This is a genomic window from Pseudomonas sp. NFR09 (assembly GCF_900111535.1).
In the GTDB taxonomy this organism is placed as follows: domain Bacteria; phylum Pseudomonadota; class Gammaproteobacteria; order Pseudomonadales; family Pseudomonadaceae; genus Aquipseudomonas; species Aquipseudomonas extremorientalis.
This window is the reverse complement of the sequence record NZ_FOIH01000015.1, coordinates 164,307-186,212: the sequence shown is the minus strand read 5'-3', so window position 1 is coordinate 186,212 and position 21,906 is coordinate 164,307. Positions and strand designations below refer to the sequence as shown.

Genomic DNA, 21,906 nt, shown 5'->3' with positions numbered 1-21,906 from the left:
GGAAGTGAGACTTGAAACGTACATTTCCTGGTTTTTTCTTACGCTGAAAGTCCTTTCCCCTACAAACGAGAAAGACAATTCAGAGAGGATAAGAAAGGAGATCTGTCAGAGGAAAAAGACCGGTCGCTCAACCCATGAGCACACAGGCATACCTGAAAGCGACAGGCGTAGATTAGCGTTCTGGCCCGGTCCATTTACATCGTAAAAATTGGAGTTACCCGACGAGCGGCAGCCCCTCAACTCAACAACACCACCCCACCCGGCAACTCCGTGCACTTGGCCCCATACGCATCGCGGATCAACAACGCCACGCCCGCCAACTGCTGCAAACTGAAGCGCGCCTGAACCCGACGCTGGCCCAGTTCCTTGTTCAACAGCAGCAGCATGCCCGGGCGATAACGGTTGATCTCGTCCACCACCGTCGCCAGCGTGGCGTTGTTGAACACCAGCACCTGTTCACGCCAGGCCACCACTGCCTGGGTGTCCACCATTGTCACCTCGCTGACGCCGGACGCGCCGTAGGTGAGTTGCCGGCCGCTGTCCAGGCGCACGCTGCGCCCGGCGATGGCCACCGCGAGTGAACCGTCGATGCAGGTGACGCATACCCGGTGGTCGGTATTGCGCACATTGAAGCGTGCCTGCGCCGCGCTGACCGAGCCCTCGCCAGCCTGGACCAGCAGCGGTTGCGAAACGTGGGTGACCACCTCGACTTCGCCTTCGAGCAGTTCGATGCCCTCGCCCACCCGGCTGATGCGGGTCTGGGTGTTGAGTTCCAGGCTGATGCCTTGGCTCAACAGCACTTGGCGCTGCTCGCCGACTTCGGTGCGATAGTCCGCTGTGAGCCCGGCGAAGCCGCCCGGCACACCGACGCGCACCATCACCACGGCTGCCGAGGCGGCGATGGCCCCGCCGAGGAAGGCACGGCGGCCAAAGCTGCGCGGTTGCGACATTTGATCAAGGGCCGGGGACAGTTGCTGCCACAGCGCCTTGGCCTGTTCGAAAGCCTGGGCGTGTTCCGGGCTCTGCGCGCACCAGGCTTTGAGGGCCTTGGCATCGGCCACGGTGGCGCGGCCCGAGGTCAGCAGGAGCAGCCAGTCGCGGGCTTCATCGTGCAGGGGGCTGGCGGCGGACTGCCGGGCGGTGGAGAGGCTAAAAATATTCAAGCGCGCACGTACTCACGGATTTATCAGGGACTCGACACTAAGACGGTTTTCCGGCCCCGGGACCGAACCGCTGAATCACTTTTCTTTCCAGGCGCTTGGCACAGTGGCCCAGGGCGGCCTTGATTTCCTTTTCGACCATGCGCGTGGAAATGCCAAAACGCTGGGAGATTTCCAGGTGCGGCGCCTCTTCCAGGCGCGCGGCGATAAGGATCTTGCGCCGACGCGCCGGCAGTTCGTAGAGGGCCTTGACCAGGGATTGGATTTCTTTCTGGCCGCCCACCACTCGCGACGGGTCCTGGGCTTCGTCGGCGCTTTGCAGCAGCTCTTCCACCTCGCTGCCGGTGAGCAGGCGCGCATCGGCCTGGCGGCGGTCGGCGGCGATGTTCAGGGCCATGCGGTACAGGTAGGCATTGGGCTGTAGCAGATTCGGCGGCACGTCCATGCGGTCGACGCGCAGGTAGGTCTCGTGCAGCACGTCGTTGGCCAGGTCCTCCGAGCCCAGGCGCTTGCGCAACCGCACCTTGAAGTCTTCGTAAGAGGCCAGGAACAGGCTGACCATCGTACTGTGCCCGGTATTTTTCATCCCTCCGAGGCTCCTTTTGCGGCTGTGCATTCCATGCGCGTTCCTGTTGTGTCAGGCATCAAAAGTAAAGTCACCGGTTGGCGCAGCGAGCTTGGCGCCGGGCGTTCGACCCGCGCCGCTGCCAGGCTGCGCACCAGTGCTTCATCGCGTTGTTCGTCGCCGGTGGAACTCACCAAACGGCTGTGTTCGACCCGCCCATCCGGGTTGACCCACACCTGCACCAGCGCGCGAAAACTGCCGGGCCGGGTCAACGGCGAGCGGCACAGGCTGGTCTCGATGGCTTGCTGCAACGCCGTCGCGTAGCTGTTGTTGATCCGCGCAGCGTTGCGTGCCGCCGCACCCCGCGTAGTAGGCGGCGGGCTGACTTGCGGGGTCTGCAAGGTAAACGCATCGCTGCGTGCATAACGGGCCATCAGGCCACTCCCTGTCAGCAACATCGCCAGTGCCTCTTGCGCCGTGAAGCGCCCGCGCACGGCGATGGAGCGCCGCCCGCGCGTCAACTCACGGTCCACCAGCACCGCCATCCCGGTGGCACGACTGTAGGCTTGCAGTGCATGTTCCAGGTCCTGCGCCGGCAGGTTCAACGGCAGCAGCGGTGACTCTGCCTGCGCCGCGCAACCAGCGGCCAGCAGCAACAGCAAGACCAGGGCGCGCATGACGCGCCTCCAGGCTCCCTGTTCACCCCCTGTTCTGCATCGCTGCACGGCCGACGCGCCCTAGAAAACCGTCATCCTGAGGCCAGTTTATGAACCTGATGTTACGGTGATAGCAAAAAAAACATCACGGTGATGAGAGGCCCGCTGCACTAGACTTCCAAGCCTTACCGGCCCACTCCTTCGGGCCTGCCAGGAGGCCCGATGAAAACCTTGCCGACCCTCGCCAGCCTGTTGCTGTGCGCTGCCCTGCCCCTGTTCGCCCATGCCGAAAACGCTGCCGGCACGTGTGCCGAAGTCAGCGTGGATGGCTACAAGGCGCCCGACTATGGCTGCCTGAGCCAGCAGATGGGCAACCACACGAACGCAACCAAGGCGGCCAAAAAGAACCGCGAGGCGCAGAACCTCCCCATCGAAAAACGCCCGCCGAACGCGGTGGGCCTATCCACCCCGGCGGCCACCAGCGTGCGCATGGGCAATACCTTCGGGACGTCGGTGAAACCGCAGCGGCCCTGAGGCCCAACCCTTTCAAAACGGGCGATAAGTCCCCTGTGGCGAGCGGGCTTGCCCCGCGTTGGGCTGCGCAGCAGCCCCAAAACCAGCGCCCGGAGCATGCCTGATTCACCGCATTCCTCCTTCCAGGGTCGCTTCGCAACCCAACGCGGGGCAAGCCCGCTCGCCACAGTTGCAGTGTTCGCTCTTAACGGGAGGGTTTCAGCCAGAGACTGGGACCACTGGATCGCGTTTACCCTGCTGGTCGGGCTGGGGCTGCACATGATCTGGTGGCAAGCGTGCGGAGATGGTCGGTGGTGTGGTGCTGATGCTAGTGGGGGCGAAAATTCTGTACGAGCACCTCTTGGTCCAGGCACACCGCAAAATAATGTGGGAGGGGGCTTGCCCCCGATAACGGCGGGTCAGTCAATTATGCGGTGACTGCCCGACTGCTATCGGGGGCAAGCCCCCTCCCACAAGGGTTCTACAGCGGTTCAGGGAATGCGTTTCACGCCGCTTGGCTATCTTTTTTCAAGCTGTCCCTATCAATCACGAACCGATACTTCACGTCGCCCTTGAGCATCCGTTCATACGCCTCGTTGATGCCCTGGATATCGATCATTTCGATGTCCGAGACAATCCCGTGCCTGGCGCAGAAGTCGAGCATGTCCTGGGGCTGCTGGATGCCACCGTTCAACGATGACCAGCATGGACGCTGAATCGTTCAACCGAGCACGTCCGTACAATCCGCCGGTCGGCCCCGTCCCTAAGATCGAGACTTTCTCAAAACGCGGGAGAGTGGGTATGTGTAGAAAAGTCAGGACGGTATCGCTGGCAGTCACCTTGCTGGCCGGGGCCATGATGAACAGCGCCTTCGCCGCTACACCGGCGGTCGCCGTGGCCCCGCAATACGACACCAGCCACGTCTATGTGGCACCGGCCGATGTGGAGCGTTTTACCCAGAGCTTCCTGGCCACATTCGGCGGCACAAGCACGCCCCAAGTGGTGGTGAACGTGTTGCCGGTGCCCAGCAGCACCACGTCGCAACTGCTGCAGACCCCGGCAGGCACAGTGTCGCTGTTCGGTTTCACCACGCCGATCCCGCACCCGTTCGGCCAGGAGCGCAACGGTTACCTGGTCAAGGACATGGACGTCGCCCTCAAGGCCGCCCGGGAGAACGGCGCGGCGGTGATCGTCAGCGACTTTCCCGACCCGATCGGGCGTGACGCGGTGGTGCAGTGGCCGGGCGGTGTGAACATGCAGCTTTACTGGCACACCAAGACCCCGGATTACGCCGCGTTCCAGACCGTGCCGGAAAACCGCGTGTACCTCAGTGCCGAGCGTGCCGACACCTTTATCAAATCGTTTATCGGCTTCTCCCACGGCAAAGTCCTGGCCGATGACAAACACGCCCCTGGCGTGGATATCGGCCAAGCCAACGGCAACTACCGTCGCGTCGACATCGAATCGCCATTCGGGCGCATGGCGGTACTGGTCACCAACGGCCAACTGCCCTACCCGTTCGGCCACGAGACCACCGGGTATCAAGTGGCTGACCTGACGGCCACCCTGGGCAAGGCCACCGGCTCCGGCGCGAAAGTGTTAGTGCCTGCGTTCGACAGCAGAGGCCGTCGCAGTGCGTTGGTGGAATTTCCGGGCGGCTACGTCGCGGAGATCCATCAACTCAACGCCGCAAAATGATGCGCCGCACAGGCTGGGGCCTGGCCGTGCTGTGGCCGGTGCTCGTCGGCAGCGTCCACGCCGACGAGCAAGCGACACGCCCGGCCATCAAGGCCAACCGCTGGCAGGAAGACTGGTCGGTTTTGCAGGACCCGGCGCTGCGCACGCAGCCGCTGGACAGCTTGAAGTACATCCCGCTGTCCAGCGCGAACCCCTACACCTACCTGTCCCTGGGCGCGACGTTGCGCGAGCGTTTCGAGATGAACGATGCCAGTGGCTTCGGCGTGCGGGATGTGAAGCGTGATCGCTACCTGATCCAACGCTTCCAGGTCCACGCCGACCTGCATCTGAACGAGCACTGGCGGGTGTTCACCCAATTGGAAGATGTGCGGGCGTACGACAAGACCACGATCGGCGGCGCCGACCAGAATCGCGTCGATCTGCGCCTGGCCTTCGCCGAGTACGTGAATACCTTCAGCAGTGGGACTCTCAAGGCCCGTGTCGGGCGCCAGGATTTCGCCTTCGACCTGCAACGCTTCATCTCATCGCGGGACGGCCCGAATGTGCGGCAGTCCTTCGATGCGCTGTGGGCCGACTGGGAGACCTCCAACTGGCGTTTTATCGGGATCGCCAGCCAGCCGGTGCAGTATCAGGACGGGCGTCACTTCGACGACAAATCCAACAGCAATGCGCGCTTCCACATGGTGCGTGTGGAGCGACTGGTGGGCGGCAAGAACGAGTTGTCCGCCTACTACGGCGTGTATGAGCGCACCGGCGCCCACTACCTGGACGCCGACGGCGACGAGACCCGCCACCTGTTCGACGCACGCCTGGGCGGCGCGGCCATGGGCTTTGACTGGGACATCGAAGCGATGCTGCAAAGCGGCTCGGTCGGCAACAAGGACATTCGCGCCTGGGCCGGTGGCAGCCGTACCGGCTACACCTTCGACAGCCTGGCCTGGAAACCGCGCATCGGCCTGCAACTGGACATCGCCTCGGGCGACCGCAAAACCGGGGATGGCACCGTCGGCACCTTCAACCCGCTGTTCCCCAACGGCTACTATTTTTCCCTGGCGGGCTACACCGGCTACAGCAACCTGATTCACGTCAAGCCGTCGATCACGGTCAAGCCGATCGACAGGCTCAGCGTGCAAACCGCCATCGGCCTGCTGTGGCGCCAAACCACCAGCGACGCGGTCTACACCCAGCCCAACCTGCCGGTGGCCGGCACCGCAGGCCAGGGCGATCGCTGGACCGGCGCCTATGCGCAAGTGCGCACCGATTATGTGTTCAGCCCCAACCTCACCGGCGCCGTCGAGGCCGTGCACTATGACGTGGGCCAGACCCTGCGCGATGCCGGCGGTGACGACAGCAATTACCTGGGGGTCGAGCTCAAGTTCAGCTGGTAACCCCAAGCAAGCACACCCGTACAAGCCCTCGAGCCGGTTAACGGCAATAGTGATCCTGCGTTTTATCCCCCCTCGATAGGAGATGTTCATGAGCACATTCGTCGCCAAAGACGGTACCCAGATCTATTTCAAAGACTGGGGCAGCGGTAAACCCGTGCTGTTCAGCCACGGCTGGCCGCTGGACGCCGACATGTGGGAATACCAGATGGAATACCTGAGCAGCCGCGGCTTTCGCACCATCGCGTTTGACCGCCGTGGGTTCGGCCGCTCGGATCAGCCCTGGACCGGCAACGACTACAACACCTTCGCCGACGATATCGCCCAGTTGATCGAACACCTGGACCTCAAGGACGTGACCCTGGTGGGCTTCTCCATGGGCGGTGGCGACGTCGCCCGCTACATCGCACGCCACGGCAGCGCACGCGTGGCCGGCCTGGTACTGCTGGGCGCGGTCACACCACTGTTCGGCCAGAAAGCGGACTACCCGCAGGGCGTGCCGACTGAAGTGTTCGATGGCATCAAGGCCGGCCTGTTGAAAGACCGTGCGCAATTTATCAGCGACTTCAACACGCCGTTCTTCGGCATCAACCAGGGCCAGAAGGTCTCTGAAGGCGTGCTGACCCAGACCCTGCAGGTGGCGATGCTGGCATCCCTCAAGTCGACGGTGGATTGCGTGACCGCGTTCTCCGAAACCGACTTCCGCCCGGACATGACCAAAATCGACGTGCCGACCCTGGTGATCCACGGCGATGGCGACCAGATCGTACCGTTCGAAACCACCGGCAAAGTGGCGGCCGCCTCGATCAAGGGCGCCGAACTGAAAGTCTACAAGGACGCGCCACACGGCTTCGCCGTGACCCACGCGCAGCAGTTGAACGAAGACCTGCTGGCGTTCCTGCAACGCTGAAACACCTGCACCACCCTCTCCTTATTTTGGCCGGGCTTGCCCGGCCTTTTTTTGCTCAGGAGAAACGCTGGCCCAGGACCAGGCGACCGGGCCCGCTGATCAGCAAGGTGGTGAAGATGATCAACAGCAGCCAGCCGAACTGCCCTTCGAACAACGTCCACTCCGGGTGCACCACCAACAAAGCGATCAACAGCACCGCCAGGATCGGCAGGCACGCCAGGCGCACCAGCACCCCGGCAATGATCAGCAGCGGGCACAGCACTTCAGCGAAAATCGCCAGCAACAACGTGATGTTCGCCCCCAGGTGAAACGGGTCTTCGATCAGTTGCAATTGCTCGCTGTAGTTGAGCAACTTGGGCAAGCCATGCACCCACAGCAGGAACAGCGCCCCGCTGATCCGCAGAAACAATAGTCCCAGGTCCTGACGCGTCGATTCGTTCATACGTGCTCTCGGTTGATTGCCACAAACAACGATTGTGTCGACCGAGCCACCGCCGCGCTTGCAAGCCTGTGCTGACCTCACTCCCCGGTGCCGGCAAACGCCGCCACGATCTCATCGATCACCGCCCGCACCCGTGCGGTGTGGCGCAGATCGGCGTGGGTCACCAGCCACACGTCATATGGCAGGGGTCGGGTGCGCTCCGGCCACAGGCGCACCAGCCCGTCGCGCTCACCGGTGCACACCGGGATTTCGCCGATGCCGATGCCGGCAGCGATGGAGCGGCGCACCAGCAGGCTGGAACTCAAGGCAGCAACGATGCGCCCGCGGCCGAGGGGCTCGGAGACCAGGGTCATGTCCTTCTGGCTTTGCAGGTGAGGTTGGTAGACCACCAGGTCATGGCCTTCGAACAGGCTGCCCGGCTCAGGTACGCCGTGACGCTCGAGGTAACCCTGGGACGCAAACAACCCCAGCGGCCAGCGCGCAATACGCCGGGCGATCAGGTCGGGGTTATCCGGGCGCTGGTTGCGCACGGCGATATCGGCTTCGCGCTTGGCCAGGCTGAGGATCTGCGTGGAGGCGTCCAGTTGCACGCGCACGTCGGGGTGTTTGTCGTGCAGGCAGGCGATGGCCGGGATCAGGAAGTCGATGGCCAGGGAGTCGGTGGTACTGACCCGCACAGTGCCGGTCAGGCGGTCATCCAGGCCCTGGATCTGGCGCTCCAGGTCGAGGGCCGAGCGCTCCATTTTCTCCACCGAAAGCAACGCCGCTTCGCCGACCGCCGTGAGCGCGTAGCCTTCGGAGGTGCGCAGGAACAAGGTTGCGTTCAAGGACTTTTCCAAGGCGTTGACGCGGCGCCCTACGGTGGCCTGGTCCACGCCCAGTACCCGTGCGGCGCCGCGCAACGTGGATTCGCGGCACACCGCCAGGAATACCCGTGCATCGTCCCAATTCATGCGGCCTCCCATTGATGCAGATATGCATCATCATGACGCTAATTCGCTGCATTATTGCATCGAAAAAGCCCGATATGCTGACCGCCGCAGAAAAAACTTCAGGACAGCCATCATGCTCGACTCCCACGCACCATCCCGCAGCGCGGTCTGGCTGCCGATCTTTGCCGGCCTGTGTGCCAGCCTGGTCAGTATCGGCCTGGCACGCTTTGCCTACACACCGCTGATCCCCAGCCTGATCCAGGCCCAGTGGTTTTCCGCCAATGACGTGGTCTACCTCGGCGCCGCCAACCTGGTGGGTTACCTGATCGGTGCGCTGATCGGCCGGCCCATCGCCCAGCGCACCTCCAATACGACCGCCCTGCGCATCATGATGGTAGCGGTGACCCTGGCCTTCTTCGCCTGTGCCTTCCCGTTGTCGGTGGTGTGGTTCTTCGCCTGGCGCCTGCTCTCGGGGATTGCCGGCGGCGCAATCATGGTGCTGGTGGCCGCGACCGTATTGCCCCACGTACCGGCCGCACGCCGGGGCCTGGCCAGTGGCGCGATCTTCCTCGGCATCGGCCTGGGCATTGCCGGCTCCGGCACACTGGTGCCGCCGCTGTTGAGCCTGGGCTTGCAGCAGACGTGGCTGGGCCTGGGCCTGCTGGCATTGCTGTTGACGGCGGCCAGCTGGTTCGCCTGGCCCGGCGTTACGCTGCATGAAGCAGCAGCACCAATGGCCACTTCAGCGCGGATGCCGTCCGGCGTGTACCTGCTGTTCGCCCAGTACGCCTTCATGGCCGCAGGCCTGGTGCCGGCGATGGTGTTCCTGGTGGATTACGTGCCCCGTGGCCTGGGTGATGGTGCGCACATCGGCGCGATGGTCTGGGTGATGTACGGCCTGGGCGCGATTGTGGGGCCGGTAAGCTACGGGTTCCTCGCCGATAAACTCGGTGCACGCCTGAGTATCCGTGTGGTGCTGGTGGTGCAGGCGGTTGCCGTCGGCCTGTTGCCGCTGGCCAGTTCGTTCACTGCCCTTGCCGTACTGGCGGTGATCCTCGGTTCGTTCCCGCCAGGCATCGTGCCATTGGCCTTGGCGCGGGTGCATGAATTGCTGCCCAACCATCATCATCAGCAGCAGGTAGCGTGGAGCCGCGCCACCGTCTCCTTTGCTACCTTCCAGGCACTGTCCGGGTTTGCCTACTCGGCACTGTTCAACAGCAGCGGTGGCCAGCATGCGCTGTTGTTCGTGATTGCCGCTGGCGCCATCGTGGTCGCCCTGGCCCTGGAACTGGGCATGATTGTGCTGAACCGTCGACCGCTCGACACGGTCCCAACCCATACGCTCCCCCTTACAGGATTTGCCAAATGACCCTGCCTACCGACATGACCCTGATTGAAATCACCACGCCCGGGGGCCCCGAGGTGCTCAAGCCGCGCCAGGAACCGGTGCCCTCCCCGGCCTCCGGCGAGATCCTGATCCGCGTGCACGCCGCCGGGGTCAACCGCCCCGACGCCTTGCAACGTGCCGGCAAGTACCCGATGAAACCCGGCTTCAGCCCGATCCCCGGCCTGGAAGTGGCCGGCGAAGTGGTCGCGCTGGGCGAAGGCGTCAGCGAATACGCGATTGGCGACAGGGTCTGTGCCCTGACCAATGGCGGCGGCTACGCCCAATACTGCACGGTGCCCGCCAGCCAGGCGTTGCCGGTTCCCGAAGGCATGGAGTGGATTCAAGCCGCCGCCATCCCGGAAACCTTTTTCACCGTGTGGGCCAACCTGTTCGGCATCGGCGGCGCGCACAAGGGCCAGCGCGTGCTGATCCACGGCGGTACCAGCGGGATCGGCACCACCGCCCTGATGCTGTGCCGCGAATTCGGTATCCAGGCGTTCGCCACCGCTGGCAGCGAAGAGAAATGTGCGGCCATCCGTGCCTTGGGCGCTGAAGCCATCAATTATCGCGAGCAGGATTTTGCCGAGGTGATCGGGGCTCAAGGTGTCGATGTGATCCTCGACATCATGGGCGGCTCCTACCTCAACAACAACCTCAAGGCCCTGGCCATGGACGGGCGCCTGGTGATGCTGGGCTTCCTCGGCGGCGCCAAGGCCAATGACGTGGACCTGCTGACCATCCTCGGCAAACGCGCCGTCGTCACCGGCTCCTTGCTGCGCGCCCGTACCAAGGACGAGAAAGCCGCCATCGCCGACCAACTGCGCGAGCACGTATGGCCGGTGCTGGCAGCCGGGCGCTGCCTGCCGATGATCGACCAGGTGTTCGATTACACCCAGGCCGATCAGGCGCATGCGCGGATGGAAGGTGGCGATCACATTGGCAAGATTGTGTTGCGGGTGGTTTGATTACCCGGCGAACACCGGGTAGTCGACATAACCCGCTTCGCCTCCCCCATACATCCCTTCCGCCCGCAGCGGGTTCAACGGCCAGTCGTTGAAAATCCGCTGCGGCAAGTCCGGATTGGCGATAAACGGCCGCCCGAATGCGATCAGATCCGCCAGCCCCGCTTCAACCAGTGCTGCACCGCGTTCAGCGGTGTAGCGACCGGCATAGATGATCCGCCCGCTGAAGGTGTCGCGTACCGCTCGGCGAAATGATTCGGGCAATACCGGGGCGTTATCCCAGTCGGCTTCGGCAATGGACACATAGGCGATGCCCGACGCTTCCAATACCTTGATCGCTTCAATGTAGGTGTGGTGCGGGTCGTCTTCCACCAGGCCGATGTACACCCGGTCCTGGTCGGTGCCGCTGAACAATGGTGAGAAGCGCACGCCCAGGCGCTCGGGCCCGACCACGGCGGTCACTGCTTCGACGATCTCGCGCAGGAAGCGCAGGCGGTTGTGCAGCGAGCCACCGTACTCGTCGTCACGCTGGTTGGCGTGGGCCGAGATGAACTGGTTGACCAGGTAGCCATTGGCCGAATGGATTTCCACCCCATCAAACCCGGCATCCAGTGCATTGCGCGCTGCCTGGGCGTAGTGCCCGACCAGGTCCTTGACCTCCTGCGTGGTCAACGCACGCGGTACAGGCGGCTGCATCAATTGCCCCTCGCCCGGCGCCGTTTCGATAAAGGCCTTGGCCTGAATTGCCTGGATAGCAGAAGGTGCGACCGGTGCGGCACCCTCAGGCTGCAACGCGCTGTGGGACACCCGACCGACATGCCACAACTGGGCGAAGATCACCCCGCCTTCGGCATGCACCGCCTCGGTGACCTTGCGCCAGCCGTCGATCTGCGCCGGCGTATAAATGCCCGGCGTCCACGCGTAACCCTGGCCACGCGGTTCAATCTGCGTGCCCTCACTGACCATGAAGCCGGCACTGGCGCGCTGGCGGTAATACTCGGCCATCAAGTCAGTGGCGATATCGCCCGGCTGGGCGCTGCGCTGGCGCGTCAACGGTGGCAGCACAATACGGTTGTTCAGTGTGTGGTGACCCAGTTTCACCGGGGTACTTAAAACGGTCATCTCATTCTTCCAGATTACGAGCGCGCGAAAGCATTGGCGACTTATTCAAGTCGCCAATGCATCAAGCGGTTTATTGAGTCAGGCAGTGAGTTTCAGCAGGGCCTTGGCGACATCGCTGGAACTGCCGGGGTTTTGCCCGGTGACGAGCAAGCCATCGGTAATGACAAAGGACTGCCAGTCAGCGCCTTTCTCATACAGGCCACCCAGCTTCTTGAACTCGTCTTCCACCAGGAACGGCACTACATCGGTCAATTCAACGGCGGCTTCTTCCGAGTTGGAGAAACCGGTGACACGCCGGCCCTTGACCAACGGCTCGCCGTTGACCGCCTTGACATGACGCAAGGCACCCGGTGCATGGCAGACAAAGCCGATCGGCTTGCCGGCACGCTCGAAGGACTCGATCAACGCAATGGAAACCGGCGATTCCGCCAGGTCCCACAGCGGGCCGTGGCCGCCTGGGTAGAACACGGTGTCGAAGGCATCGGCGTTGACCGAATCCAGCTTCAGCGTGGTCGCCAGGGCCTGTTGCGCGGCCGGGTCGGCGGCGAAGCGGCGGGTCTGTTCGGTCTGGAAGTCCGGCTGATCGCTCACCGGATCCAACGGCGGCTGGCCGCCGGCCGGGGATGCCAGCACCACCTCGGCGCCGGCGTCCTTGAACGCGTAATAAGGTGCGGCAAATTCTTCGAGCCAGAAGCCGGTCTTGCGGCCGGTGTTGCCCAACTGATCGTGAGAGGTCAATACCATCAATACTTTCATTGTCGAGTGCCTCGGGATGACTGTGGGTTGAAGCTTAGGAGCCCGGGCGTCGCCTCACAACGTCATATCCGCAAGGTTTTCGGACATCGCTCGACGGCAGTTGCCGTTTCTCGCCCAGCCACCGACAATCGCGTCTCCCCTACCCCCTGGAGAAACACGATGCACAGCGTTGCGCTGCTGGTCTACCCGAATTTCGAATGCCTGAGCCTCAGCGTGGGCTCGGTGTTCGAGTGCGCGAACCTGTTGCGCGGCGAGCCGGCCTATGCGTTTCACCTGGTCTCGGAGACCGGCGGCGCGGTGATGACATCCCAGGGCTTTTCGGTGAACACCACACCCATTCGGGCCGAGGGCTATGACACCTTGATCGTCGGCGGCTACATGGAGTTCCGCCTGCCGGAAGCCAACCTGCTGGAACAGGTCAAGGCCGCCTCTGCCCAGTCGCGGCGCGTCGCGTCATTGTGCATGGGCATCTTCGTGCTGGCCGAAGCCGGCCTGCTGGAAGGCAAGCGCACCACCACCCACTGGATTCACGCGCCGGCCTTTCGCAAGCGCTACCCGCACATCCAGCTGGAAGAAGACAAGTTGTTCGTGGTGGACGGCCAGGTGTGGACCGGTGCCGGCATGAGCGCCGGGGTGGACCTGGCATTGGCCATGGTGGAAAACGACCTGGGCAGCGACCTCGCCCGGCGCATTGCGCGCAAACTGGTGATTGCCCAACGTCGCGGCAGTGAACAATCGCAACTGTCGGCGCTGTTGGAGCTGGACCCCAAGTCAGACCGCGTGCAACTGGCCCTGGCCTACGCCCGTGAGAACCTGACCCACGACCTCACGGTGGAGACCTTGGCCGATGTCGCCCGGCTGAGCCCGCGCCAGTTCAGCCGGGTGTTCCGTGAGGAAACCGGGCAGACACCGGCCAAAGCCATCGAAGCCCTGCGCGTGGAAGCCGCCCGGGCACTGATGGAAACCAGCCGTCACCCTGTGGAGGTGGTGGCCCGCGAAACCGGCTTTGGCGATCGCGAGCGCATGCGCCAGGCGTTCCTGAGGGCGTTCGGGCAGCCGCCGGCGGTGATGCAACAGGCCTTTAATGCAGGGCCGCCCGCGTAACCAGGTAACTGACCAACTGCGGGTCATCCTCCAGCTCTATCGTCTGTACCGGGCGCGGCAGGTTATCCAGCACCGTGCGCCAGAACGCCTGGGACACTTCGTCCTGGTCATAGAACCGCACCAGCCAATTGGCCTGGCCGCTGCACAGCACCTGGCTGGCGATGGCACGGCCGATGCCTTTGCGGCGGTAGCGCTTGAGGATGAACAGATCGGCCAGCTCCAGGGCATCGATGCCTGGCAATTCGCTGCCTTCGATCAGCAGGAAGCCGGCAATGTAGCCATCCACCAGCAGCAAGTTGGCGCTCCATTGCGGGTCTTGCCAGTAGCGGGCCAGGTGTTCGTCATGGATGTAGAAACGGCCGTCCGCCTCCACATCTTCCTGTTCCCAGTCGGACGACTCATAGGCGTAGTACTGGTAGAGATTACGGATCAGCTCGGCGGCTTCGGGGCCGGTCTGGATCAATTCGACGGTGACTTCGGGCATGGGGCTCTCGGTGAAAAAACGCAGGGCGCCATTGTTCACAAAACGCGAGGAGAGGCCAACCTTTCTACTTGCTGAACCGATTGCAAATAGGTGTTGCCTCGCCCAAAACCTTGAAACATTTCGAATAAACTTCGTGAAATTTGCCCCTGCTCTTCAAGGACACCTATTTTGACCAACATGTGTACCGCCGGCCTGGATGTGGGTTTTGCCTCCCTCGATTACCTGCAGATCTTCATCCTTGGCGTGATCCAGGGCATTACCGAATTGCTGCCGGTGTCGTCCACCGCCCACATGCGCGTGGTGCCCGCCCTGCTCGGCTGGCAAGACCCCGGCTCGGCGTTTTCCGCGGCCATGCAACTGGCGGCGCTGGCCGCGGTGGTCAGTTACTTCTGGCGCGATGTGCGCCAGGTCACCACCGGCAGCATCGGCGCGGTGCGTCGGGGTGACTACAACGACCGTTGGTTCAAGTTGGCGGTGGCGATTGTGCTGGCGACCCTTCCCATCGGGATTGCCGGCCTGGCGTTGTCGTCGACCTTGAATGCCTGCAACTCGCCGCTGCGTGGGCTGATGGTGATCGGTATTTCCTGCGTGGTGATGGCGGTGCTGCTGGCTGTGGCGGAAGTACGCGCACGCCACACCCGTGAGGTGAGCGAAATGCGCCTGCGCGATGCGTTGATCGTCGGGATCGCGCAAATTGGCGCGTTGATTCCGGGGGTATCGCGCTCCGGCTCTACGCTGACCGCTGCGTTGTTTCTCAATTTCAAGCGTGAGGAAGCTGCACGCTTCTCCTTCCTGCTGGGCCTGCCGGCCATCGCCCTCGCCGGGCTGAAGGAGTTGTGGGTGTTGCTGCACGCCGACATGCCGGCCCATGCCTGGCCGCATCTGCTGTTCGGTCTGGTGGTGGCGAGCGTCTCGGCGTTCTTTGCGATCTGGGGCCTGATGAAGTTCCTGGAGCGGTTCTCCACCTGGCCGTTCGTGATCTACCGCGCGCTGTTGGGGGTGTTCCTGATTGTGGCGGTCAGCACTGGGTTGCTGAGCTGATCTGACATTAATCTCAAACCAGCATTAATCCAATGTGGAAGGGGACAAGCCCTCTCCCACCTTTGTACCGTGTTGCCTTACAGACTGCCGGTTCGGTCGGCCAGTTCTTCCAGCAGGTCGGCCGAGGGCACGAAAAACAGGCCGCCGGTGACTGCCGTGCTGAAATCCAGCAGACGGTCATAATTGCCCACCGGACGGCCGACGAACATGTTTTCCAGCATCAATTCCAGGGGCTGCGGCGAGCGTGCATAGCCGATGAAGTAGGTGCCGAACTCCCCGGCACCTGGCCGGCCAAAGGGCATGTTATCGCGCAGGATCTTCACTTCTTCACCGTGCTCGTCGGTGATGACGGTCAAGGCGCTGTGGGAGTTGCTCGGCTTGGCTTCTTCGTCCAACTCGATATCCGACAACTTGGTGCGCCCGATCACTTTCTCCTGGGCCTCCACCGTCAAGCCATTCCACGCCGTCATGTTGTGCAGGTACTTCTGCACCAGCACGTAGCTGCCGCCACGGAATTCGCTGTCTTCGTCGCCGACGATGGTGAAGCCCTCGGCCTTGCGCCCTACCGGGTTCTCGGTACCGTCGACAAAGCCGATGATGCTGCGCATGTCGAAATAGCGGAAACCCTGGACCTCATCCACCACCTTAACGCTGTCGCCCAGGGCCGCCATGAGATGGGTGGCCAGTTCGAAGCACAGGTCCATCTGTTCGGCGCGGATATGCAGCAGGATATCCCCCGGTGTCGACACGGCCATGCGCCCTTCCACGCCGAACTCGCGGAACGGGTGCAGCGCCGCCGGGCGTGGCGCGCCGAACAGGCGGTCCCAGGCGTCCGAGCCAAACCCGCAGACGCAGGTCAGGTTGCCGGCCGGCACGCGCTTGCCCACCGAGCGCACCAGCCCGGCGATATCGGCGCACCAGGCGCGTACCGTGTCCTCGCTGCCGGGGGTGACAGTGGCGACCATGAAAATCGCGCTACTGGTGATCGGGTGGCACACGGACTGCGGTTCCAGGGGCGGCTGAACGGAGGATGGGATCATGGTGAAAGTCCAGGCTAAAGGGCGAGATTGAACCCGCGCAGATTAGCAGATCATTTCTGACAACTGCGCCACACCTCACGAATCAGCGCCTGCATCTTCAGCGCTTCGGACCAGCGATCGCTGACTTCGCACCCGTCCGCGCCGGTGATCGCATAAGGCGGCGGGCCGAGTTCGCAGGTAAAGGACAGGCTCTGCGGCGTCTGCGGGCGCGCCAGCCAGTCTTCGATCCCGTAGCGCCACCACTCGGTAAAGCGTCGGACCCAGGCTTGGTGCTGGGGAAACGCCAACGAGACTTGCACCTGCTCGCTGCTGGCTACCCGACCGTGGAAACCCCAGCTGTGGCGCAGGATGCTGCGTATCTGCGCATCGTCCTCGGCGGCGCCCGGCTCCGGCAGTTCGTGCCCGACCACGTAGTGGGACAGGTCGGCCAGCAGCTTCAAGTCGGGCATCTGTGCCAGCAGGTCAAGGGTGAACAGCAGATCATTGGTGAGGCGATAACGGTGGGTTTCCAGCAGCACCGGAAACTCCACCTGTTCGGCCAAGCGCTGCCAGCCTTCGACCAATCGCGCCGCTTCGCTTTGCGTGCGTGGGCGCACGTCGGCTTGCAGGGTGAGGTGGTGGCAGCCATAGCCACTGATCACCTCCAGCGCGGCGGCCAGGTCATCCACCGACTGCGGGAACAACTGGCCTTCGATCTGCAAGCCCTGCGCCGTGGCGGCGGCGTGCAGGCGGGCGACATCGGCGGGCTTGAAGTAATGATCGGTAATGCCGTCGAACCCGGCGGCCTTGATGCGCTCGAGTTGAGCCTCGAGTGGGCCGGGTTCGGTCTGCATGGCCCACAGGGATTGGAACACCAGGAATTGGCGCATATCAGCCTCGCAGCAGGTGTTTGAGGGACAGCTCGGGGTTGGCCAGGCTGGCGGGATCGAGTGAGCGTCGCGCGCTGATCAGGCGCTCGCAGAGTTTGATGTCCTTGGCCACGCTGTTGCCTGGCGCCCATCCGCACGCGCCTTGCAACTGGTGATCGGCATCGAGATGGAACAGCAACATGCCGCCGCCCGGCAAAGGCCGGCTGACCGTCGAGTGCGTGAGCACGCCGACGGTCTGCAAGCCCCAGTCGTACTGGTCGGACCAGAACCCGGGGAGCGCCTCGAACGGCACATCGCGGCCCAGCAGGTTCAATGCCGCATGCCGGCCCTGGACCTCGGCGTTGCGCCAGGTTTCCTGGCGCTGATAGAGGCCATCCAGGCGAAACTCACACACGTCACCGGCGGCAAAAATATCCGGCGCACTGGTACGCAGGTGCGTATCCACGCGTATGCCCTGGCCCACGTCCAACCCCGCTGCGGCGGCCAATTCGATATTGGGTTGCATGCCGATGCCGACCACCACCAGGTCGCAGGGCAAGCGTTGCCCGTCCACCAGCAGCACGGCGTCGGCGTGGATCGATTCCAAGGCCACATTCAGGCGAACATCGACCCCGTGCTGGCGATGCAGGGCCAGCAGCGCCTCAGAGATAACGGCCGGCAACACCCGGCCCGCCAATCGCGGCCCGGCTTCGAGCAGGGTGACCTCACAGCCAAGGCCACGTGCCGTGGCCGCCACTTCCAGGCCAATAAAGCCGCCACCGACCACCACCAACCGCGTGCCGGGCTTCAGCGCATCGCGCAGGGCCAGCGCTTCATCGTGGGTACGCAGGTAGAGCAGGTTGGCCTGCTCCTGAGGCAACCGGCGCGCCCGCCCACCGATGGCCAGCAGCAGGCCGGCGTACCGCAGCCATTGGCCATCGGCCAGTTGCAGGCGATGCTGTTGCGGCTGCAACTGCGTCACCGGGTTAGCGGCGATGTGCTCGATACCCAGCTCGGCCAGTCGCGCGCTGTCGCACAGGCTGCAGCCGGCCAGGTCCGCCGTGCCCTGCAACACGCCTTTGGACAGCGGCGGCCGCTCGTAGGGCAAGTGCGGCTCATCGCCAATCAGGATCAGCCGCCCGGTGTAGCCTTCTTCACGCAAGGTCAGCGCCGCACGGCCGCCGGCATGACCGGCGCCGACGATGATCAAGGGATCGTGCATGATCAGGCCGTGACAGCGAGCAACACCCGCCCCGCTTCGACCCGCACCGGGTAGGTCTTGAGGTTGACGCACACCGGCGCGCCGAGGGCCTTGCCGGTGCGGTAATCGAAGCGCCCGTTGTGCTTGGGGCACTCGATCACGTGGTCCATCACCAGGCCATCGGCCAGGTGGATTTTCTCGTGGGTGCACAGCCCGGCGGTGGCGAAGAATTCATTCTCGGCCGAGCGATACACCGCATAGGTGTGCGGCCCATGGTCGAAGCGCAGCACGTCTTCTTCGTCTATTTCGCCCACGGCGCAGACGTCGATCCATTGATCGTTCATGGCGTTTTTCTCTTGTTCTTGGGTGGGGTTCAACCGGCAGCGGTTTCTGCATGCACCGGCGCATGGGCAGCCGGAGGCGTATTCGGGTGAATCGGGCGCTGGACGAAATAGGTGGGATCGCTGCGCTGCTTCCAGATGGTCGGCAGGATCTCCTTGAATGCCTCGAACAGGTTGGCGTACGGCGGCGGGCAGTCGCTGCGGATTTCGTCGTGCAGTTGCGCGAGGGCGTGGTACGGCACCATCGGGTACATGTGGTGTTCGAGGTGGTAGTTCATGTCCATGTAGATAAAGCGCAGCACGCGGTTCATGTAAATGGTGCGGCAGTTGCTGCGGTGGTCGAGTACATCTTCGGCCAGGCCGACATGCTGCGTGAGGCCAAACAGATAGCCGAGCCACGCGCCATAAATACTCGGCAGGCCCACCAGCATCAGCGGCAACCAGCTATGCAGGTACAACGCGGTGCCGATCACCACGGCATAAATGCCGACCCAGATACGCGCGGCACGGAACACCTTGGGCCATTCGGATTCGGGGATGAAGTCCGCTTCCTGGGCACTCATCTTGCCCATGGCATGGCGCGCCACGCCGCTGAAGGTTTTCCAGGCCAGGGGCAGGTTGAACAGGCTCAGGCACATCATCCAGAAGCTCGGCGGACGCGGTTCGACGATCTCCGGGTCACGGCCGACCACGATGGTGTCGGTATGGTGCCGGGCATGGCTCCAGCGCCACACGTGGGGTTCGAAGATGCACATGAAGCTGGCGACCTGATACAGCACATCGTTCATCCAGCGGGTCTTGAAGGCGGTGCCGTGGCCGGTTTCGTGCCAGCGCGGGTTGGAAGCAGTGCCATACAGCACGCCATAGACCAGGAAGAACGGCACGCAGGCCCAGGTGCCCCAGAACCAGTAGCCGCCAAAACCGCTGGCAAACAGTGCGATCACCCAGATCGCGGTGTCGAGCAGTGCCGGGCCGTCACGGCGTTGCATCAGTTCTTTCATGCGTTTACGCGAGATCGGCGATTGGTACCAACTGGCCGAGACCAGGCCTTTTTCAGCGGCGCGGGCGGCTTCGGGGCCGGTGAGGCTGTAGTCGCGGCGGCCGATAGGAGCGGTGTGTTCAGGCATTGTTATTGTTCTCCCCAAGCGGGTGGTTTCTGGTGCTGTGTGAAACCCACCTTAGAGAACGGGTTATTCACCCTCAAGGCCTTGAATCCATTCCCTATCAAGCTATCATCCAGGCCCAGCGGGGCTTGATAGTTTTCTATCAAGACGCACAAGGGGCCAGTCATGAACAACAACAAACGCCCAACCATCGCCAGCGTGGCCGCCCATGCCGGGCTGAGTGTGGCCACGGTCGACCGCGTATTGAATGCGCGGGCACCGGTCAATCCCGAGACTGCCGAGCAGGTATTCCAGGCGGCCGAAGCCGTGGGGTATTTTGCGGCGCGGCTGATCGGCCAGCGCATTCGCGAGCGTCGGCCGACCTATCGCTTCGGCATCCTGTTGCTGGCCACCGCCCAGGCGTTCTATGCCAGCCTGGCGCAGGCCATCAGCACCGCCGCGGAGCAGCATGCCAACGCCAACCTGACGTGCCAGTTCGAGTACATCGTGGACCGCTCGCCCAACGCCATCGTCGCGCAGATCGAACAGTTGGCCGTGCAGTGCGATGGCCTGGCGGTGGTCAGCTTTGCCCATCCGTCGATCAACGCCTGCCTGGCGCAAATCCGCGCAGCCGGCGTGCCCGTGGTCGCCCTGCTCTCGGATATCCACGAACAGGCGGAGGAACCCTACGTAGGCCAGGACAATAATGTGGTCGGCCGCACCATGGGCTGGCTGCTCGCCCGCACCTGCGGCGCGCGCAAAGGCAGCGTGGGCATCCTGCTCGGCGGCCATCGTTTCCTCGGCCACCAGGCACGGGTCGAAGGCCTGCACAGCTACCTGGCCGAGCACGCGCCGGGGCTCAAGCCGCTGGAGCCGTTGATCAACCTCGACAACTGCGACATTACCGAAGAAGCCACCCTCGACCTGATCAGCCGCCACAGCGATCTGCGCGGTCTATGCGTGGTGGGTGGCGGCGGCGACGGCATCATCAGCGCCCTGGCGCAGTTGCCCAGGCGGCCGGCGTTGTGCTGCATCCTGCAGGAGTCCACCGAGCTGTCGCGCCAGGCGCTGCGCCAGGGTTTGATCGATGTGGTGATGGACTCGCAGCCGGGGCAGACGGCGACGGCGTTGGTGCAGTTGATGGTGGAGTTGCAGACTGCCGAAGGGTTCGATCCGGTGCGGCAGCGGGTGTATATACCGCCGCAGATTGTGACGTCGGAGAACCTCTAGCGGGCACGGCACTGGATGATCAAACCGCCCTCCTCCCGCACGTGACTCTCAATCAGCACGGGCAGGAAGTGTTGGATCACCTGCATGTTGCTGTGCAGATGGTCGCTCATATGCGGTGTGGTGAAACGACCACCGCCGGCCAATGCCATCGGCAACAACAATTGATCGGCCAGATGTTCGCCCACAGCCGTGTCGGTGCCCTTCCATTCCATGACCTGCTCGATCGCCTGGTCAGCCACCGTCTCGGCGCGCACGTTGACCTGGCCAAAAGCGCTGAACACTTCGGTGACGTGCTCATGGACATACTCCAACATCAGCATGTTGCCCGGACCTCGTTCCGGGTCGATCTCAATCGGGCACAACTGGGAGTCATCGAACGACAAGCGCTGGCGCACGCGCTTGAACTCGCGTTCGCTGACCTGCGCAGGCAACCCGGCGTTAAGCGTTATCGCCCGGGCTTCGAGCAGTTTTCCGCGCTGCATCAACTGCAACGGTGCCAGTTGCGCCGGCTGAATAAACGCCTCCAACTCACCACCACCGGCAGGCACAAACCCATACCGGTTCAAGCTCAATTCGATAACCGCGCCCATGCGCCGTAACAGCGGAAGCCAGGCCCGCTGCAAAAAGTCCACCGGCGGCGCCAGCGGATTGTGGGTGCCGCCGCAGATCGTCACGCGACTGGCCGTGGGCGCGCGCAGCAAGGCCGGCAACAGGGTCTGCAACACCAGGGTGCAACTGCCGGCGGTGCCGATGCTGAAGCGGTATTCGCCGCCTTGAATCGGCCCCGGCTCGAACACCAGGGATTGCGAGCCCAATTGCGCACCGTGTACCTGGGCCCCACAGACTCGCGCCGCCGCCAGCACAGCGGTCAGGTGTTGACGCATCAACCCTGGCCGGCTGCGCTTGGCGCGAATATTTTTAATCCGCAGGGTCAGTCCGGTCACCATCGACAAGCTCAGGCCACTGCGCAGTACCTGGCCACCGCCGATGGCGCCGTCGAGTTCAATCACGTCCTGTTTCATCGTC

At 63.4% G+C, this 21,906-nt stretch carries 23 protein-coding genes and 2 pseudogenes; 10 read left to right on the top strand and 15 right to left on the bottom strand.

Going from position 1 to position 21,906, the window contains the following annotated elements:
* Positions 1–236: 236 nt before the first annotated feature.
* Genes BMX59_RS27635 through BMX59_RS27625 form a run of 3 tightly spaced genes read right to left on the bottom strand, consistent with a single transcriptional unit; the run spans position 237 to position 2,402 of the window.
* A complete protein-coding gene (locus BMX59_RS27635; RefSeq protein WP_092245926.1) occupies positions 237–1,163 on the bottom strand; it encodes a FecR family protein in 927 nt (308 codons plus the stop codon).
* A gap of 37 nt (positions 1,164–1,200) precedes the next feature.
* Positions 1,201–1,746 carry an RNA polymerase sigma factor gene (locus BMX59_RS27630; protein ID WP_093128062.1) on the bottom strand — a complete coding sequence of 182 codons (546 nt, stop codon included), beginning with the start codon at positions 1,744–1,746 and terminating at the stop codon, positions 1,201–1,203.
* Positions 1,743–2,402 carry a TonB family protein gene (locus BMX59_RS27625; protein ID WP_175486720.1) on the bottom strand — a complete coding sequence of 220 codons (660 nt, stop codon included), beginning with the start codon at positions 2,400–2,402 and terminating at the stop codon, positions 1,743–1,745. Before BMX59_RS27625 ends, BMX59_RS27630 begins: the two co-directional genes overlap by 4 nt.
* Positions 2,403–2,603: 201 nt before the next feature.
* Here BMX59_RS27625 and BMX59_RS27620 point away from each other — a divergent pair, with 201 nt between their 5' ends.
* Both BMX59_RS27620 and BMX59_RS31250 read left to right on the top strand, forming a co-directional pair.
* Complete coding sequence (locus BMX59_RS27620; RefSeq protein ID WP_093128061.1) at positions 2,604–2,915, top strand: hypothetical protein; 312 nt, start codon at positions 2,604–2,606, stop codon at positions 2,913–2,915.
* 268 nt (positions 2,916–3,183) lie between these two features.
* A pseudogene (locus BMX59_RS31250) lies at positions 3,184–3,306 on the top strand (hypothetical protein); the annotation flags it as partial.
* 93 nt (positions 3,307–3,399) lie between these two features.
* Here the strand turns inward: BMX59_RS31250 and BMX59_RS27615 are convergent.
* A pseudogene (locus BMX59_RS27615) lies at positions 3,400–3,591 on the bottom strand (NAD(P)-dependent alcohol dehydrogenase); the annotation flags it as partial.
* A 104-nt stretch (positions 3,592–3,695) separates the two neighbouring features.
* On the opposite strand from BMX59_RS27615, the gene BMX59_RS27610 reads away from it, so the two are divergent.
* From BMX59_RS27610 to BMX59_RS27600, 3 genes are all read left to right on the top strand, one after another.
* A complete protein-coding gene (locus BMX59_RS27610; protein ID WP_092245935.1) occupies positions 3,696–4,592 on the top strand; it encodes a VOC family protein in 897 nt (298 codons plus the stop codon).
* Complete coding sequence (locus BMX59_RS27605; protein WP_093128059.1) at positions 4,589–5,980, top strand: alginate export family protein; 1,392 nt, start codon at positions 4,589–4,591, stop codon at positions 5,978–5,980. Before BMX59_RS27610 ends, BMX59_RS27605 begins: the two co-directional genes overlap by 4 nt.
* Before the next feature lie 88 nt (positions 5,981–6,068).
* Complete coding sequence (locus BMX59_RS27600) at positions 6,069–6,887, top strand: alpha/beta fold hydrolase (protein WP_092245939.1); 819 nt, start codon at positions 6,069–6,071, stop codon at positions 6,885–6,887.
* Between the two features lie 55 nt (positions 6,888–6,942).
* On the opposite strand, the gene BMX59_RS27595 is transcribed toward BMX59_RS27600, so the two are convergent.
* Together BMX59_RS27595 and BMX59_RS27590 are read right to left on the bottom strand one after the other, a co-directional pair.
* Entirely contained in the window at positions 6,943–7,329 is a 387-nt protein-coding gene (locus BMX59_RS27595) for a DoxX family protein (RefSeq protein ID WP_071488263.1), read from the bottom strand.
* 77 nt (positions 7,330–7,406) lie between these two features.
* Positions 7,407–8,282: a LysR family transcriptional regulator gene (locus tag BMX59_RS27590; protein ID WP_071488262.1), complete on the bottom strand. Its 876-nt coding sequence runs from the start codon at positions 8,280–8,282 to the stop codon at positions 7,407–7,409.
* Between the two features lie 112 nt (positions 8,283–8,394).
* On the opposite strand from BMX59_RS27590, the gene BMX59_RS27585 reads away from it, so the two are divergent.
* Positions 8,395–9,630 carry a YbfB/YjiJ family MFS transporter gene (locus tag BMX59_RS27585; RefSeq protein ID WP_093128057.1) on the top strand — a complete coding sequence of 412 codons (1,236 nt, stop codon included), beginning with the start codon at positions 8,395–8,397 and terminating at the stop codon, positions 9,628–9,630.
* Positions 9,627–10,613 (top strand): NAD(P)H-quinone oxidoreductase, encoded by a 987-nt coding sequence (locus BMX59_RS27580; RefSeq protein WP_092245945.1) that lies wholly within the window; start codon positions 9,627–9,629, stop codon positions 10,611–10,613. The genes BMX59_RS27585 and BMX59_RS27580 overlap by 4 nt, the downstream gene beginning before the upstream one ends.
* Here BMX59_RS27580 and BMX59_RS27575 read toward each other — a convergent pair whose 3' ends face one another.
* Complete coding sequence (locus BMX59_RS27575; RefSeq protein ID WP_093128055.1) at positions 10,614–11,732, bottom strand: alkene reductase; 1,119 nt, start codon at positions 11,730–11,732, stop codon at positions 10,614–10,616.
* Positions 11,733–11,810: 78 nt separating this feature from the next.
* A complete protein-coding gene (locus tag BMX59_RS27570) occupies positions 11,811–12,488 on the bottom strand; it encodes a type 1 glutamine amidotransferase domain-containing protein (RefSeq protein WP_092245952.1) in 678 nt (225 codons plus the stop codon).
* Positions 12,489–12,647: 159 nt separating this feature from the next.
* Between BMX59_RS27570 and BMX59_RS27565 the strand changes: the two genes are divergently transcribed.
* Positions 12,648–13,592 (top strand): GlxA family transcriptional regulator, encoded by a 945-nt coding sequence (locus BMX59_RS27565; RefSeq protein WP_071488257.1) that lies wholly within the window; start codon positions 12,648–12,650, stop codon positions 13,590–13,592.
* Here BMX59_RS27565 and BMX59_RS27560 read toward each other — a convergent pair.
* A complete protein-coding gene (locus BMX59_RS27560) occupies positions 13,570–14,076 on the bottom strand; it encodes a GNAT family N-acetyltransferase (RefSeq protein WP_092246184.1) in 507 nt (168 codons plus the stop codon). The genes BMX59_RS27565 and BMX59_RS27560 overlap by 23 nt on opposite strands.
* A gap of 168 nt (positions 14,077–14,244) precedes the next feature.
* Between BMX59_RS27560 and BMX59_RS27555 the strand changes: the two genes are divergently transcribed.
* On the top strand, positions 14,245–15,117 hold the full coding sequence (locus BMX59_RS27555; RefSeq protein ID WP_071488256.1) for an undecaprenyl-diphosphate phosphatase: 873 nt from the start codon (positions 14,245–14,247) through the stop codon (positions 15,115–15,117).
* A gap of 77 nt (positions 15,118–15,194) precedes the next feature.
* Here BMX59_RS27555 and BMX59_RS27550 read toward each other — a convergent pair whose 3' ends face one another.
* Genes BMX59_RS27550 through BMX59_RS27530 form a run of 5 tightly spaced genes read right to left on the bottom strand, consistent with a single transcriptional unit; the run spans position 15,195 to position 19,674 of the window.
* Positions 15,195–16,157, bottom strand: coding sequence for a Dyp-type peroxidase (locus BMX59_RS27550; protein WP_093128052.1), 963 nt, complete (start codon positions 16,155–16,157; stop codon positions 15,195–15,197).
* Between the two features lie 50 nt (positions 16,158–16,207).
* Complete coding sequence (locus BMX59_RS27545) at positions 16,208–17,026, bottom strand: sugar phosphate isomerase/epimerase family protein (protein WP_093128050.1); 819 nt, start codon at positions 17,024–17,026, stop codon at positions 16,208–16,210.
* 1 nt (position 17,027) lies between these two features.
* The gene (locus tag BMX59_RS27540) at positions 17,028–18,227 is read right to left on the bottom strand and encodes an NAD(P)/FAD-dependent oxidoreductase (RefSeq protein ID WP_093128048.1); all 1,200 of its coding nucleotides are present in this window, start codon (positions 18,225–18,227) and stop codon (positions 17,028–17,030) included.
* A gap of 2 nt (positions 18,228–18,229) precedes the next feature.
* Complete coding sequence (locus BMX59_RS27535; protein ID WP_058426960.1) at positions 18,230–18,550, bottom strand: MocE family 2Fe-2S type ferredoxin; 321 nt, start codon at positions 18,548–18,550, stop codon at positions 18,230–18,232.
* 29 nt (positions 18,551–18,579) lie between these two features.
* Entirely contained in the window at positions 18,580–19,674 is a 1,095-nt protein-coding gene (locus tag BMX59_RS27530; RefSeq protein WP_092245966.1) for a fatty acid desaturase family protein, read from the bottom strand.
* Positions 19,675–19,836: 162 nt separating this feature from the next.
* Here BMX59_RS27530 and BMX59_RS27525 point away from each other — a divergent pair, with 162 nt between their 5' ends.
* On the top strand, positions 19,837–20,880 hold the full coding sequence (locus BMX59_RS27525; protein ID WP_092245969.1) for a LacI family DNA-binding transcriptional regulator: 1,044 nt from the start codon (positions 19,837–19,839) through the stop codon (positions 20,878–20,880).
* On the opposite strand, the gene rtcA is transcribed toward BMX59_RS27525, so the two are convergent.
* Positions 20,877–21,902, bottom strand: a complete 1,026-nt coding sequence (gene rtcA, locus BMX59_RS27520) for an RNA 3'-terminal phosphate cyclase (RefSeq protein WP_093128045.1) — start codon at positions 21,900–21,902, stop codon at positions 20,877–20,879. The genes BMX59_RS27525 and rtcA overlap by 4 nt on opposite strands.
* Positions 21,903–21,906: the final 4 nt, after the last annotated feature.

Excerpts from the sequence above, each read along its gene's own strand:
- BMX59_RS27620 (WP_093128061.1), top strand. The coding sequence starts at position 2,604 with ATGAAAACCTTGCCGACCCTCGCCAGCCTGTTGCTGTGCGCTGCCCTG.
- BMX59_RS27545 (WP_093128050.1), bottom strand. The coding sequence starts at position 17,026 with ATGCGCCAATTCCTGGTGTTCCAATCCCTGTGGGCCATGCAGACCGAA.
- BMX59_RS27605 (WP_093128059.1), top strand. The coding sequence starts at position 4,589 with ATGATGCGCCGCACAGGCTGGGGCCTGGCCGTGCTGTGGCCGGTGCTC.
- BMX59_RS27585 (WP_093128057.1), top strand. The coding sequence starts at position 8,395 with ATGCTCGACTCCCACGCACCATCCCGCAGCGCGGTCTGGCTGCCGATC.
- BMX59_RS27600 (WP_092245939.1), top strand. The coding sequence starts at position 6,069 with ATGAGCACATTCGTCGCCAAAGACGGTACCCAGATCTATTTCAAAGAC.
- BMX59_RS27530 (WP_092245966.1), bottom strand. The coding sequence starts at position 19,674 with ATGCCTGAACACACCGCTCCTATCGGCCGCCGCGACTACAGCCTCACC.
- BMX59_RS27630 (WP_093128062.1), bottom strand. The coding sequence starts at position 1,746 with ATGAAAAATACCGGGCACAGTACGATGGTCAGCCTGTTCCTGGCCTCT.
- BMX59_RS27580 (WP_092245945.1), top strand. The coding sequence starts at position 9,627 with ATGACCCTGCCTACCGACATGACCCTGATTGAAATCACCACGCCCGGG.
- BMX59_RS27565 (WP_071488257.1), top strand. The coding sequence starts at position 12,648 with ATGCACAGCGTTGCGCTGCTGGTCTACCCGAATTTCGAATGCCTGAGC.
- BMX59_RS27560 (WP_092246184.1), bottom strand. The coding sequence starts at position 14,076 with ATGCCCGAAGTCACCGTCGAATTGATCCAGACCGGCCCCGAAGCCGCC.
- BMX59_RS27575 (WP_093128055.1), bottom strand. The coding sequence starts at position 11,732 with ATGACCGTTTTAAGTACCCCGGTGAAACTGGGTCACCACACACTGAAC.
- rtcA (WP_093128045.1), bottom strand. The coding sequence starts at position 21,902 with ATGAAACAGGACGTGATTGAACTCGACGGCGCCATCGGCGGTGGCCAG.
- BMX59_RS27595 (WP_071488263.1), bottom strand. The coding sequence starts at position 7,329 with ATGAACGAATCGACGCGTCAGGACCTGGGACTATTGTTTCTGCGGATC.
- BMX59_RS27535 (WP_058426960.1), bottom strand. The coding sequence starts at position 18,550 with ATGAACGATCAATGGATCGACGTCTGCGCCGTGGGCGAAATAGACGAA.
- BMX59_RS27590 (WP_071488262.1), bottom strand. The coding sequence starts at position 8,282 with ATGAATTGGGACGATGCACGGGTATTCCTGGCGGTGTGCCGCGAATCC.
- BMX59_RS27525 (WP_092245969.1), top strand. The coding sequence starts at position 19,837 with ATGAACAACAACAAACGCCCAACCATCGCCAGCGTGGCCGCCCATGCC.
- BMX59_RS27610 (WP_092245935.1), top strand. The coding sequence starts at position 3,696 with ATGTGTAGAAAAGTCAGGACGGTATCGCTGGCAGTCACCTTGCTGGCC.
- BMX59_RS27540 (WP_093128048.1), bottom strand. The coding sequence starts at position 18,227 with ATGCACGATCCCTTGATCATCGTCGGCGCCGGTCATGCCGGCGGCCGT.
- BMX59_RS27550 (WP_093128052.1), bottom strand. The coding sequence starts at position 16,157 with ATGATCCCATCCTCCGTTCAGCCGCCCCTGGAACCGCAGTCCGTGTGC.
- BMX59_RS27625 (WP_175486720.1), bottom strand. The coding sequence starts at position 2,402 with ATGCGCGCCCTGGTCTTGCTGTTGCTGCTGGCCGCTGGTTGCGCGGCG.
- BMX59_RS27570 (WP_092245952.1), bottom strand. The coding sequence starts at position 12,488 with ATGAAAGTATTGATGGTATTGACCTCTCACGATCAGTTGGGCAACACC.